The organism is Dyadobacter sandarakinus, from assembly GCF_016894445.1.
Taxonomy (GTDB): domain Bacteria; phylum Bacteroidota; class Bacteroidia; order Cytophagales; family Spirosomataceae; genus Dyadobacter; species Dyadobacter sandarakinus.
Map to the genome: position 1 here is coordinate 5,902,336 of NZ_CP056775.1, position 11,927 is coordinate 5,914,262.

At 48.6% G+C, this 11,927-nt stretch carries 14 protein-coding genes; 4 read left to right on the forward strand and 10 right to left on the reverse strand.

Annotated features, from left to right (window positions below):
• Nucleotides 1-172 precede the first annotated feature (172 nt).
• Nucleotides 173-514 carry a hypothetical protein gene (locus HWI92_RS24475; protein WP_204660030.1) on the forward strand — a complete coding sequence of 114 codons (342 nt, stop codon included), beginning with the start codon at nucleotides 173-175 and terminating at the stop codon, nucleotides 512-514.
• On the opposite strand, the gene cobA is transcribed toward HWI92_RS24475, so the two are convergent.
• The 9 genes from cobA to HWI92_RS24520 form a co-directional block, all read right to left on the reverse strand.
• Nucleotides 515-1,285, reverse strand: coding sequence for a uroporphyrinogen-III C-methyltransferase (gene cobA / locus HWI92_RS24480; RefSeq protein ID WP_204664850.1), 771 nt, complete (start codon nucleotides 1,283-1,285; stop codon nucleotides 515-517). It abuts the gene before it with no gap.
• Nucleotides 1,286-1,367: 82 nt separating this feature from the next.
• Nucleotides 1,368-3,596: a ferredoxin-like domain-containing protein gene (locus HWI92_RS24485; RefSeq protein WP_204660031.1), complete on the reverse strand. Its 2,229-nt coding sequence runs from the start codon at nucleotides 3,594-3,596 to the stop codon at nucleotides 1,368-1,370.
• Between the two features lie 188 nt (nucleotides 3,597-3,784).
• Nucleotides 3,785-5,029 (reverse strand): sulfate adenylyltransferase subunit 1, encoded by a 1,245-nt coding sequence (locus HWI92_RS24490; RefSeq protein ID WP_204660032.1) that lies wholly within the window; start codon nucleotides 5,027-5,029, stop codon nucleotides 3,785-3,787.
• 188 nt (nucleotides 5,030-5,217) lie between these two features.
• The gene (gene cysD, locus HWI92_RS24495) at nucleotides 5,218-6,177 is read right to left on the reverse strand and encodes a sulfate adenylyltransferase subunit CysD (RefSeq protein WP_204660033.1); all 960 of its coding nucleotides are present in this window, start codon (nucleotides 6,175-6,177) and stop codon (nucleotides 5,218-5,220) included.
• A gap of 108 nt (nucleotides 6,178-6,285) precedes the next feature.
• A complete protein-coding gene (locus HWI92_RS24500; protein ID WP_204660034.1) occupies nucleotides 6,286-6,987 on the reverse strand; it encodes a phosphoadenylyl-sulfate reductase in 702 nt (233 codons plus the stop codon).
• A 6-nt stretch (nucleotides 6,988-6,993) separates the two neighbouring features.
• Nucleotides 6,994-7,440, reverse strand: a complete 447-nt coding sequence (locus HWI92_RS24505; RefSeq protein WP_204660035.1) for a type II toxin-antitoxin system VapC family toxin — start codon at nucleotides 7,438-7,440, stop codon at nucleotides 6,994-6,996.
• Entirely contained in the window at nucleotides 7,437-7,772 is a 336-nt protein-coding gene (locus HWI92_RS24510) for a hypothetical protein (protein WP_204660036.1), read from the reverse strand. Before HWI92_RS24510 ends, HWI92_RS24505 begins: the two co-directional genes overlap by 4 nt.
• A gap of 25 nt (nucleotides 7,773-7,797) precedes the next feature.
• Complete coding sequence (locus HWI92_RS24515; RefSeq protein WP_204660037.1) at nucleotides 7,798-8,985, reverse strand: trans-sulfuration enzyme family protein; 1,188 nt, start codon at nucleotides 8,983-8,985, stop codon at nucleotides 7,798-7,800.
• Nucleotides 8,986-9,084: 99 nt separating this feature from the next.
• Nucleotides 9,085-10,242: a sulfite exporter TauE/SafE family protein gene (locus HWI92_RS24520; RefSeq protein ID WP_204660038.1), complete on the reverse strand. Its 1,158-nt coding sequence runs from the start codon at nucleotides 10,240-10,242 to the stop codon at nucleotides 9,085-9,087.
• A 163-nt stretch (nucleotides 10,243-10,405) separates the two neighbouring features.
• Here HWI92_RS24520 and HWI92_RS24525 point away from each other — a divergent pair, with 163 nt between their 5' ends.
• From HWI92_RS24525 to HWI92_RS25705, 3 genes are read left to right on the forward strand one after another with little or no spacing between them, the layout of a single operon-like run.
• Entirely contained in the window at nucleotides 10,406-10,612 is a 207-nt protein-coding gene (locus HWI92_RS24525; RefSeq protein ID WP_204660039.1) for a hypothetical protein, read from the forward strand.
• A complete protein-coding gene (locus HWI92_RS24530; protein ID WP_445447111.1) occupies nucleotides 10,609-10,794 on the forward strand; it encodes a type II toxin-antitoxin system YoeB family toxin in 186 nt (61 codons plus the stop codon). The genes HWI92_RS24525 and HWI92_RS24530 overlap by 4 nt, the downstream gene beginning before the upstream one ends.
• 13 nt (nucleotides 10,795-10,807) lie before the next feature.
• The gene (locus HWI92_RS25705; RefSeq protein WP_445447115.1) at nucleotides 10,808-10,870 is read left to right on the forward strand and encodes a hypothetical protein; all 63 of its coding nucleotides are present in this window, start codon (nucleotides 10,808-10,810) and stop codon (nucleotides 10,868-10,870) included.
• A 94-nt stretch (nucleotides 10,871-10,964) separates the two neighbouring features.
• Here the strand turns inward: HWI92_RS25705 and HWI92_RS24535 are convergent, their stop codons facing one another.
• Complete coding sequence (locus HWI92_RS24535; RefSeq protein ID WP_204660040.1) at nucleotides 10,965-11,927, reverse strand: sugar phosphate isomerase/epimerase family protein; 963 nt, start codon at nucleotides 11,925-11,927, stop codon at nucleotides 10,965-10,967.

Consider the following 11,927-nt stretch of genomic DNA (forward strand, 5'->3'; position numbering starts at 1 on the left):
GTAAATGACGGGCTTTGACAATGGCCGGCCACAAAGGTAGCAACTAAGTGTTACTTTCAGTTATCGCGGAAGTTGGGCAGCACCGCGTGGGGGATTGCTTATCCTGGTCAGTTTCTGGTTTTTGTGCATGCGGTTGCTTATATTCACTCGTTCAAACCATCGTGCAGATACCATGCTGGAAGGATTATTCGATATCAGAAATGACCGTCGCCTGGGGATGTACCTGTACCGGATGGGATTTGGGGCGTGGCTGATGTACCTGGTACTGGGTGCGCCTGCATTGCATACGTATCATCATTACCGTACGGACTGCGGGCTGCTTTCGTTTGTGCTGATGGTGTTTGGCTTTTCTGCCGCGATGGTATACGACTACTTCCATCATCCCGCACAGTTTGAAATCAAGAAGAAGTGGCTTTTTATCAGCTACGCAATCCTGGCAGGCGTCATTTATTTTCTTGAATTCGGGGGCCGCGACAAGCACCTCGATCTTCACTGGTTTTTGCAGCTCCTCTGATCACCAGTTATTGGAAACATTGTCATTCTTCTGCATCATATCCATGACCTGATCGTACGACAGGTCGGGGAGGGCGGCTACTTTGCCGATCACCATAATAGCCGGTGAGCTCATCTCGCTCACTTTGCTGAGCGGTACGATGTTGCTGATTTTGCCCGTTACCACTTTCTGGTTTTCAAGCGTGCCATTTTGTATAATGGAAATGGGCTCGTCGAGCTTACCCAGGCCGGAGTACATAGCTACAATTTCGTTTAGCTTATGCAGACCCATCAGTACCACTACCGTGGCCGAAGACTGGGCTGCGAGGTAAAGGTCCTTGGATAGCTCGTGTGCCTTGGTAGTACCCGTAATTACCCAGAAACTTTCACTGACTCCCCGAGAAGTAAGCGGAATGCCGGCGTAGGCAGGTACTGCGTAGCTGCTGGATATGCCGGGAATCACCTCTGTGGCTATGCCGTACCGGGCTGCATACATCAGTTCCTCATATCCCCGTCCGAAAATAAAGGAGTCGCCGCCTTTGAGCCGGACCACTTCTCCGTGGGATTGAGCAAAAGTCACGATCAATGCATTGATTTCATCCTGGCCGCAGCTGGTCTTGCCAAATCTTTTTCCGACAAGCACCTTCACGCAATCATCAGGGCAGTATTCAAGCAGGGAGGGATGTGCGAGAGAGTCGTACAGCACCACGCGGGCTTTCTGCAGTGCCTTGATTCCTTTTAAGGTAATGAGGTCAGGATCACCGGGGCCGGCGCCTATCAATGTGAGTTTCATAGGAGAGAGGACTCCGGCTTCTGGCATCCGGTTGTCAGATTTTTATAAAACCAACAACCGGATGCCGAAAGCCGACAGTCATTTAACTGTCTTTTCCAAAGCTTAGCTCCTGCAATGCAGGTTCGCCGGTTTCCACAAGCTGTGCTTCGCGGGTAGTGCGAACAAAGTCAAGGAATTTGCCGGCAGTTTGTATAAAGTACGTAGCAAACTCCTGAGTAGGCTCAAATTTATTGATGCTGAAAGCCAGCGCCTTGAAAGGTGTTTCTGCTTTTTCAGGCAAGTCGAAGGCTGCCGGTGTTTCGTACCTGAACTCATGACCAAAGTTCGCTTCAAAGTCATTCACGATACCATACTGTGTGTTGAGGTTCACATCTTTGGTCATCAGAAGGCCTTTTGCACCGGTAATCAGCACATTATATGCATGGTAAATCGCGTCGGCCCAAATGCCCGACTCGTAGTTTTCTTTGGCAAGGTTCAGTTTTTCCTGACCTTCGGTGATCGTGGTAGCTACCAGGTCCACCAGAACACTCGCGCATTCTCCAACCCCGATCTCAGTTTTGAAAAGCTCATCGTGGTCCCAATCCCGGTAGTCGTCATCCGACAAGGTCGTGAGGTCTGCCAGTGGTTTCAGTAGTTGGAAAAAGTAATTCTTAGTCTGGCGCAGGTAATACTGGTTATAGTATTCGCCATCATATGCATTTGCTTCAAAGTCATTGAATAACATCCGGAGTGCCTCTGGTCCGCGCTTGGTAGGAACTTTGATTACCTTATCACCAATCAGACCGACGCCGTCACCTGAAAATCCACCGCCGAGCAATACCTGCAAAGCAGGTAGTACCAGCTTGCCGTTTTTGATCGAACTTCCGTGGAAACCGATGTTGCACGCATTGTGTTGCCCGCAACCGTTCATACAACCACTGATTTTGATTTTGATATCCTGGTTATAAATCATTTCAGGATATTCATCACGCATTACATCTTCCAGAACGCGCGTAATGCCATAGCTGCTGGAAATTGCCAGGTTGCACGTATCAGTTCCGGGGCAGGTAGTGATATCCATGGTACTATCAAAGCCCGGAGCCGCCAGGCCCAGCTTTGCCAGCTCATGATAGATCGCCACCAGGTCTTCGCCTTTTACAAACCGGAGAATATAGCCCTGATTTACCGTAACCCGGATGTCGTCGGCAGCATATTTGCGGACAACGTCAGCGAGGCTGCGTGCCGTAGACGAGTGCATGTCACCAAGCAAAACCCGCAGCTGTACCGCATACCAGCCTTTTTGTTTTTGTTCAAAAGTATTGGTACGCAGCCATTTAGTAAAAATACCGAGCTTGTCAGCATCAATGCTTTCAGCTGCAATTTTCAGAATATCTGCTTCGGTCAGAGAGGGGCGAGCCGCATAGTTAATGGATTCGGCCTTTTCTGTACCAAACAGGTCTTCGGGAATTGTAAACACTTTGTTCTTGAGCGCCACACGTTGTTCTTCCACCCGTGCCAGCATTTCTTCCAGGCCCAGGTCGTTGAGAAGGAACTTCATCCGTGCCTTGTGGCGGCGCACACGCTCTCCGTAACGATCAAAAACACGCAGTAATGCCTCGATAAAAGGAATTACATCTTTTTCTTCCAGGAACTCGAATGCAGTTTGAGCAGAAAAAGGCTGCGCGCCCAATCCGCCGCCAATCAGCACTTTATATCCTTTTACAGCTTCACCAGCTGCGTTTACGCCCATTTTGGCGATAAGACCGACGTCATGAATAAACGCAAGCGCAGAGTCTTTCTCACTGGAAGAAACCGCAATTTTGAATTTCCGTCCCATATCCTGGTTAATCGGATTGCGGAGGAAATATTGGAATATGGAATGTGTAAGCGGAGTTACATCAAAAGGCTCATCCGGATCAATACCAGCTACCGAGGAGGCAGTTACGTTACGGATCGTATTTCCGCAAGCTTCTTTCAGGGTAATACCGGCATCTTCAAGATCTGCCCAGAGCTGGGGCGAATCGGAAAGCTTTACAAAATGCAGCTGAATATCCTGGCGGGTGGTAGCATGCAGGTTCCCGGTAGCATATTTGTCCGAAGTATCCGCAATGCGCACCAGCTGGTCGGCAGTAATGCGGCCATAGGGCAGCTTAATTCGGATCATCTGCACACCCGGCTGGCGCTGACCGTAAACACCGCGTGTCAGGCGGAACTTACGAAAAGCTTCTTCCGGCGTTTCTCCCGTATTAAATGCATTGATTTTTTGATTCAAATCAATGATATCACGCTTTGCTACGGCGGATACTTTGTCAGAAATGATTATCTCGCTCATGGTATGATGGTATTCTATATTTTGCTGTTGTTGTCACCAACAACTTCGTGATTCTATGCGCTTATGCGGTCGGCACTTGCAATGTTGCTGGTAACAAGCGCCAGCATTAACCAGCTTTGTGAATTTGCGTGTGACAACACCAGTACCGGATTAAACTTGCTTCAACCTTACCGGCAATGATCTTTCACTTACCCGATCATGCAGGCTCCTACGGTCACGTTTGATGTTTCATCAATCAGGATAGCCGCACCATTTGCCCGGTTTATCTGATACGGATCATAAGCGATCGGCTGGGCAGTACGGATGGCAATCCTGGCTACATCATTCAGTTTGAGGCTGTCCACTTCATCTTGCTTCTCGTAAGAATTGATATCGATCTGGTACTCAATATCGCGGATTGAACAACGTGACCTTGCGGTACCATGCTGGATAATATATTTATTACCTGCTTTTAATGGTTTCCGATCATCCATCCAGCACACGAGCGCCTCAATATCCTGGCTTACGATAGGGGAGTTGTTGATCGACACGATGGTATCCCCGCGACTGATATCAATGTTATCTTCAAGAAGAATAGTCACTGAATCCAGAACAGACGCCTCCTCTATTTCGTTTCCGCCAAACTCGATTTTGGCAATCTTCGATTCTCTTTCTGAGGGAAGTACCTTGATCAGGTCACCTTTTTTGAATGAGCCGCTCTGTACCCGGCCGGCATAGCCGCGGTAATCGTGCAGGTCGTCTGTCTGCGGCCGGATCACGTATTGTACCGCAAAACGCCCGTCTTCCAGGTTCTGGTCTTTGAGCACATTTACGTTTTCCAAAACAGAAAGCAATGTTTCTCCTGTATACCAGCTCATTCCCTCAGACCGATCTACGATATTGTCCCCATTCAATGCACTTACCGGTATGATCGTCAGGTCTTTGATAGCCAGTTTGGTTGCCAGGTCCTGGTAAGTTTTCGCAATTTCAAGAAAGGCATCTTCAGAGTACCCGATCAGGTCCATTTTATTGATGGCCACAATCACGTGCGGAATGCCGAGCATGGAAGCGATCAGCGAGTGCCGGCGGGTTTGTTCCACAACGCCGTGACGGGCATCCACGAGAATGATCGCCAGGTCGGCATTGGAAGCACCTGTCACCATGTTGCGCGTGTACTGGATATGGCCGGGCGCATCAATACTGATAAACTTCCTGTTGGGAGTCTGGAAATATTTGTAGGCAACATCGATGGTAATACCCTGCTCGCGCTCGGAACGCAATCCATCTGTCAGCAGTGCGAGGTCAATTTCGCCTGCATTGCGTGTTTTGCTGGCCCGCTCAATGGCTTCCATCTGGTCAGCCAGTATGTTTTTTGTGTCAAAAAGCAGACGCCCGATGAGGGTACTTTTACCATCATCTACGGAGCCTGCGGTTATAAATCTTAGTAAGTCCACGGGGGCAATTTTGAATGACTGAATGATTGAATTTTGAATGAGTGAGTTAGTGAATGAGTGAATATTTTGCCTCGTCATGCTCAGCCGGCCTCATTGGTCATGCTGAGCGCAGTCGAAGCACCCACCTTGTCATGCTGAGCGCAGTCGAAGCACTTCCTTTGTCACCCTGAGCGGAGTCGAAGGGCTCCTTAAAAATACCCTCCCTTTTTCCGATCCTCCATGGCAGCTTCGGTCTGCTGGTCGTCAATGCGGGTTTCACCTCTTTCGCTGATCCTTGAAACTGCAATCTCAGCAATAACTTCGTCCAGGGTAAAAGCATCGGATTCAACAGCTGCGGTACACGTCATGTCACCCACCGTGCGGAACCTTACCTGCCTTGTAACAATCTGGTCTTCGCTATCCTTCTCAATGACCGGGGTATTGTAAAGAAGCTTTCCGTCTCTCAGGATCATTTCGCGCTGATGTGCAAAATAGATTGACGGGAGTGTGATATTTTCTCTTTTCAGATAATTCCAGACATCCAGTTCGGTCCAGTTGGAGATCGGGAAAACGCGCACGTTTTCGCCTTTCTGGATGCGTCCGTTGAAAAGGTTCCAGAGCTCGGGCCGCTGGCGTTTCGGATCCCACTGGCCAAATTCATCGCGGAATGAGAAGATGCGCTCCTTTGCACGTGCTTTTTCTTCATCCCGGCGGGCTCCGCCAATGCAGGCATCAAACTCAAATTCTTCAATCGTGTCCAGCAAAGTGTAAGTCTGCAGCCAGTTACGACTTGCATTTTTACCTGTTTGCTCTTTCAGCCCTTTGGCTTTGATGGTGTCTTCCACAAACCGCACGATCAACCTTGCTCCGGTTGTCTCGGCCAGGTTGTCGCGGTAGCTGATCGCTTCGGCGAAGTTGTGGCCTGTATCCACGTGCACCAGCGGAAAAGGGATTTTTCCGGGAGCAAAGGCTTTCTGAGCCAGGTGGACGAGGGTTATAGAGTCTTTTCCTCCTGAAAACAAAAGCGCCGGGCGCTCAAACTGCCCTGCAACCTCCCGCATGATATAAATGGCCTCAGCTTCAAGCTGATCCAGGTAATCCGGAGTTCTACGGCTTTGAAGCGCATCGGAATTTAACAATCCGGAGGCCTCTGTAACTGAAATAGACATATTGGGCTTATTTTTAAAAATTAGACGTTGGCCGTCAGCACCTGGCATCCGGCCTTCGAATTATATTGATCTTGTAAAAAGCGGGCATTGGTAGGCCCGTAGCAATCGCTACTTGGCATGCAGACCGCATTCTTTTTTGGACTCATCTTCCCACCACCACCTGCCGGCGCGAAAATCTTCTCCCTCCATGATGGCCCTGGTGCATGGCGCGCAGCCGATACTCACAAAACCTTTGTCATGTAGCGGATTGTAGGGAAGTCCGTTGGTTTTTACGTATTGTTTTACTTCGTCAAAAGACCAGTGGAGGATCGGATGAAACTTCACGAGCTGGTGCGCTTCGTCCCATTCCAGCTGCGGCATATCGTGCCGGTTGCCCGACTGTTCCGCCCGGATACCCGTAACCCAGATCTTTGCACCTCTCAATGCCCGGTTCAGCGGCTCTACCTTGCGGATATAGCAGCATTCCTTGCGGTTTTCAATGGATTCGTAAAAGCTCAGCGGCCCTTTGGTGCTGACAAGTTCTTCTACGGCACTTGTCTGAGGATAGTAAACCTTGATCTTGGCATCATACCGGTTGTTGGTCTTCTGCAAAGTCATGTATGTTTCGGCAAACAGCCGGCCAGTATCCAGCGTGAAAATCTGGATGTTTAGGTTGTTTTTGAGGATAAAATCGGTGATAACCTGGTCTTCATAGCCCAGGCTTGTCGAAAATACCACTTCTCCGGGAAACAGGTCAGCCAGAATTGCCAGGCCTTCTGTCTCGCTTTTGCCTTCAATGGCAGCGTTGAGTGAATTTAATGTTTCGTTCATGGTGTATTAATTCAAATCAAATCGGGCGACGTTCAGGAAATGGTTATGCAAATGGTCAAAGTCCCTGTCTGTCGTGATCAGTATGGCATTCAATGTACTTGTTATCGCCGCAATCCACAGATCATTCTTTCCCATATTCCTTGCTGAAAGTTCCAGTCTCTTACCCGGTAACCTTCCCTGACTGAAAGCATCAATCTCAGCGTATCGGACAATGATGTCTTCTGTTAGTTCAGGAAATGGAATAAATGGCGTAACAAATTCTTCCAGATCCGTAATTTTTTGTTTTCCCCAACCATTCTGAATGGACAGGGACCGTAATTCGCCTATAATAATCGCCGGTAAAATAACCTGTGCTTCCGATTCATATATATCAAAAACACTTTCTATAACATAGCGAATAGCATTTTTTCTGAAATAGGCCAGAATGACGTTAGTGTCGAGCACATATATCATTTAGTCAATTGCGAGAGCAGTAATTCAAGAGGCTCCTGTACATCCAGTTTTTTGATAAGCGCATCAAGCTTCTTTTTATCCAAACCAGTATATCCCTGTCTCTTGACCTGCTCCTGCAATGCTTCCTGTGCCGTCCTGTTCTGAAACTTCAACCATGCCTCAGCACGGTCTTTGTATAGTTCATTTTTAACGTATTCCTTATCCTCAACACCAGCCAGTTTCGCAGCCTGCTCGGCGGATACAAGATCCTTCTCGTAAAGATGCTTTGCAATGGAAAGTGAAATTTCCTTGCTGCTTAATTCGTCGGGTATTTCAATTGTTACAGTGTGCATATGTATGTATTGTTTTAAGTGTAAATTACTCCAATATATCACTTTTCACGGACACCTCGACCGCCTGGGTGAAATCTTCGATCAGGTCGTCAACATCTTCAAGACCGACCGAAATACGGATCAAACCTTCCGTTATTCCCAGAAGCTGCTTTTCCTCCGGTTTCAGTTTGGCGTGCGTCGTGGTATTCGGGTTGGTTACAATGGTGCGGGTATCTCCCAGGTTAGACGACAATGAGGCAATTTTCAATGCACTCATAAATCCGGATACACGCTCAAAGCCACCTTCCAGCTCAATGGTCACGATGGCGCCGCCACCGCTCATCTGTTTTTTGGCCAGTTCATATTGCGGATGCGATTCCAGGAACGGGTACTTTACCTGCTTGACATCAGGATGCTGATCCAGGGCTGCTGCAAGCTTTAATGCATTGGAAACATGCTTCTCCATTCTCAGATTCAGCGTTTCCAGACTTTTACTCAGTACCCAGGCATTAAAAGGAGACATAGACGGTCCGGTCTGGCGACAGAAAAACCGAAGCTCCTTGATATATTGTTTTTTGCCTACAACTACTCCGCCGAGTACTCGGCCCTGCCCGTCCATCCATTTGGTAGCCGAGTGTACAATCAGGTCTGCACCAAAGTCCGACGGATTCTGAAGTGCAGGGGATGCAAAGCAGTTGTCGACGTTGAAGATCAGGTTATGTTTTTTACAAATACGCCCGATCATTTCCAGGTCTACCAGGTCGAGGCCGGGATTGGAAGGTGTTTCGAGGTAAATCATACGCGTATTTGGCTGCACGGCTGCTTCCCACGCTTCTTCACTTGCATCAGCATCCAGATAAGTGTGCGTAATGCCCCACTTGCTGACGATCTGCGTGATGATCTGGTGAGCCGAGCCAAAAAGCGAGCGGCTGGCAATCAAATGGTCTCCGGTTTTCAGCAAACCGGCGATACTTGCAAATACTGCCGCCATACCCGTAGCAGTGGCAACGCCATCCTCACAGTCTTCCAGCACGCAAACCTTGTCCACAAACTCCTGGACGCTGGGATTGGAAAAACGGCTGTAAATGTTACCTTCTTCCGACTCGTCGAAAAGGGCTTTTCCTTGTTCGGCACTTTCAAAAGTGAAGCTGCTAGTCAGAAACAAAGGAGTGGAATGTTCGCGGTACTGCGACTTTTTGGTCTGGGTACGGATTGCTTTGGTTTGCTTTTTCATTGGTCAGCAATGTGCTGTCAGCGAAATGCTTTCAGCTTTTATATAGTAAGATTTTTATTTTCTCTTGAAAGTTGATGCTGAAGTGTTGACTGCCTGACTTTAACCTGCCAGGACCATATAAATAATTCTCAGGCTTACAATGATCACAATGGTACCTACCATAATCATCATTGTTTTGATAGGCAGCCGCCTCGACAGGTTTGCAGCAATAGGGGCAGCCACCATTCCACCGAGTATCAGTCCCAATACCACCTGCCAGTGCGAAAAGCCGATGATGCTGATGAAGGTTACCGAACTCGCCAGCGACACAAAAAACTCCGCAAGGTTGACGGAGCCGATCGTGTATTTGGGATGCCGCCCCCTGGCAATCAGCGTGGAAGTAACAATTGGCCCCCAGCCTCCGCCACCGATTGAGTCCAGTGTGCCGCCTGCCATCGCAAGCCAGCCGATATTCTTGATGGGACGTTTTTCAACCCGCTTCTTTAACGCTTTCTGAATGATAAGAATTCCCAGGATCAGGGTGTAAACCGCAACAAGCGGCTTGATGATGTAGATGTATTGTTCAAGGGATGAAAGCAGGTAGGCACCGGTAATTGCACCCAGCACGCCGGGAAAAAGTATCTTTTTGAAAAGCTTGCTATTTACATTGCCAAACTTCAAATGCATATAGCCCGACACGCCGCTGGTGAAAATCTCGGAACTGTGTACGCTGGCACTGACAGCCGAGGGCGGCACGCCCAGTGTAAGGAGGAAAGTGGCAGCCGTCACACCGTAGGCCATGCCAAGTGCACCATCAATCATCTGTGCGACAAATCCTCCTGCCACGTAGTAAAAAAACTTCTCATTCAGTTCGAGCTCGTTCCAGAGTACCGTGAGCCTGTCGTAAGTGAAAAAGGTAAACAGCAAGTGCCCGATGACCATGAGCGCCAGGGCGGAAAATATGTTCACGCCTACTTCGGTCCGTGTTCTTTTACGAATGGTGGCTGCCCAGACCTTCTGCTGTATGGTTTCCCAGGTCAGCGGAGTCCTGGTTTTGGGGATGTGAATGGGTTCAGGCGTACTGCCCGGGATAAAACGGCTGTCGGACTCACCAGGTAGGTCGCGCAGAAAAACTGCCTGTCCTTTTTCGCGTGCAAGCCGGGCCAAACGGCGGTCTTCCTCAGGGTTGCCGGTGGCTATGTAAGCTACCTGCAATGACTCCCATTCGCTCGTTCCATTGCTTCCGGATGAGGGTGAAATGTCCGCCGCTTCCTTCAAAGTCTATGTAGTATACTAAAATTGTAGAGTAATTTCGCTCGCAAATTTACATTCAAATTATCGAGTTTCAAAGAACAAAGCTAGTACTTAGGATATTGTACAAATGAACTTTACTTTTACTTACTACTGAATCTCAATGACGCATACTAGTCATAAAAACCACATGCACACCGCCATTCCGCAGCCGTTGAAACCTAAGAGTTTATCATACAAACGTCTCAAAGCCCTGCTTCTCGACAAAAAGGCAGGCAGGGATACTACAGAATATCTGACACAAAGCCCCGCAAACCGGGATCGATTATTCCGGGCTATTGCTGATATCGAATCTCAAAAAGACATCCTGCTGAAAAATAGCCTCGCTGAGCAATGATGCTTTGCTGGCATCCTGATGCCTGGGAGGATTATATTTTCTGGCAGAAAACAGATAAGGCCATACTTCGGAAAATCAATGATCTTGTGAAGGATTGTATGAGGACGCCCACATTCGGGATTGGAAAGCCTGAAATGCTGCGCCTGAACTTTTACAGGCTATTGGTCAAGAAGAATCACTGACGAGCACAGGCTGGTGTACAAGGTGGAAAATGACCGGATCATTATTGTCCAGTGCAGATACCACTATCAAAAATAATCCGTGCACATCCGTGTATCCGTGGCTAAAAAAAGTGCGGCCTCAGGGAAGCCGCACTTGATCAATTACACAATATAAGTATGAAAACCTTTGCCTAGCTAAAAACCTCCCGGAACAGTTTCAGGCTTTTCGAAACGGCCGTCTCGGGATCTTCCTTGCCTTCCATTTCCAAGGAAATATATCCCTTGAAGTTCGCCTTCCTTAAAATGGAGGCAATCCGCTTGTAATCCAGTTCCAGGTCATAAAAATGCCCGCCGCCGTAATATGTTTTAGCCTGAACAATCGTCGCGTATGGCGCCAGGCGTTCAAACTGCGGGTAAGGATCACCTACAAAGTTGCCCGTGTCCACGTTCATGCCCATCGCCGGCGACGATGCGAGCGGCTTGTAAATTTCCAGCAGATAGTCAATGTTGGACGACAAGCCCCAGTGGTTTTCAATGGCCAGTACCACACCTGCTTTCTCGGCTGCGACAAGACATTCACCCATGGAATCAATGCACCATCTGATAGCGTCCTTATCCGTAAAACCTTCCATCGGTGGCTCTTTCCCGTCTTTGTAGTAGTTGGCATCGCGCTTCACGGTACGCCAGCTGCCGGTATTCATACGAATTGCCGGAATACCCATTTGCGTAGCCAGGTTAATGCATTTGATCGTATGTTCAACATCTTTCCTGCGGTCCTCAGCTTTTGGTTGTACAAAACTCTGGTGGATAGATAGTAGCGGGAGCGAAAGTCCGTTGTCAAATGCAAGCCTTTTCAGCTTGTTCATGTAGGGGATCGTCTCGTTTTCCATTTGCCGGTGCAAAATTTCGACACCGTCAAACCCCAGCCGGGCTGCATGCTCAATGACCTTTTCGATGGGGTACTTTTCCTGCTGAAAATGCCAGTACGAGTAAGTAGACACGGCCAGAGGATATCGTTTGCCCTCCTTTTTCTTTGCTTCCGGAGCTGCCTGTGCCGGTACTCCGGCCAGGAGTGCCGCACTGCCCAGCATACTTGTTTTAAGCCAGTCGCGCCGCGATGGCGCCAGTTCGGAGCCTTTGTGGTTGTTCTCCAT

Excerpts from the sequence above, each read along its gene's own strand:
- HWI92_RS24475 (WP_204660030.1), top strand. The coding sequence starts at position 173 with ATGCTGGAAGGATTATTCGATATCAGAAATGACCGTCGCCTGGGGATG.
- HWI92_RS24510 (WP_204660036.1), bottom strand. The coding sequence starts at position 7,772 with ATGCACACTGTAACAATTGAAATACCCGACGAATTAAGCAGCAAGGAA.
- HWI92_RS24505 (WP_204660035.1), bottom strand. The coding sequence starts at position 7,440 with ATGATATATGTGCTCGACACTAACGTCATTCTGGCCTATTTCAGAAAA.
- HWI92_RS24515 (WP_204660037.1), bottom strand. The coding sequence starts at position 8,985 with ATGAAAAAGCAAACCAAAGCAATCCGTACCCAGACCAAAAAGTCGCAG.
- HWI92_RS24525 (WP_204660039.1), top strand. The coding sequence starts at position 10,406 with ATGCACACCGCCATTCCGCAGCCGTTGAAACCTAAGAGTTTATCATAC.
- HWI92_RS24500 (WP_204660034.1), bottom strand. The coding sequence starts at position 6,987 with ATGAACGAAACATTAAATTCACTCAACGCTGCCATTGAAGGCAAAAGC.
- cysD (WP_204660033.1), bottom strand. The coding sequence starts at position 6,177 with ATGTCTATTTCAGTTACAGAGGCCTCCGGATTGTTAAATTCCGATGCG.
- HWI92_RS24535 (WP_204660040.1), bottom strand. The coding sequence starts at position 11,927 with ATGGAGAACAACCACAAAGGCTCCGAACTGGCGCCATCGCGGCGCGAC.
- HWI92_RS24530 (WP_445447111.1), top strand. The coding sequence starts at position 10,609 with ATGATGCTTTGCTGGCATCCTGATGCCTGGGAGGATTATATTTTCTGG.
- HWI92_RS24485 (WP_204660031.1), bottom strand. The coding sequence starts at position 3,596 with ATGAGCGAGATAATCATTTCTGACAAAGTATCCGCCGTAGCAAAGCGT.
- cobA (WP_204664850.1), bottom strand. The coding sequence starts at position 1,285 with ATGAAACTCACATTGATAGGCGCCGGCCCCGGTGATCCTGACCTCATT.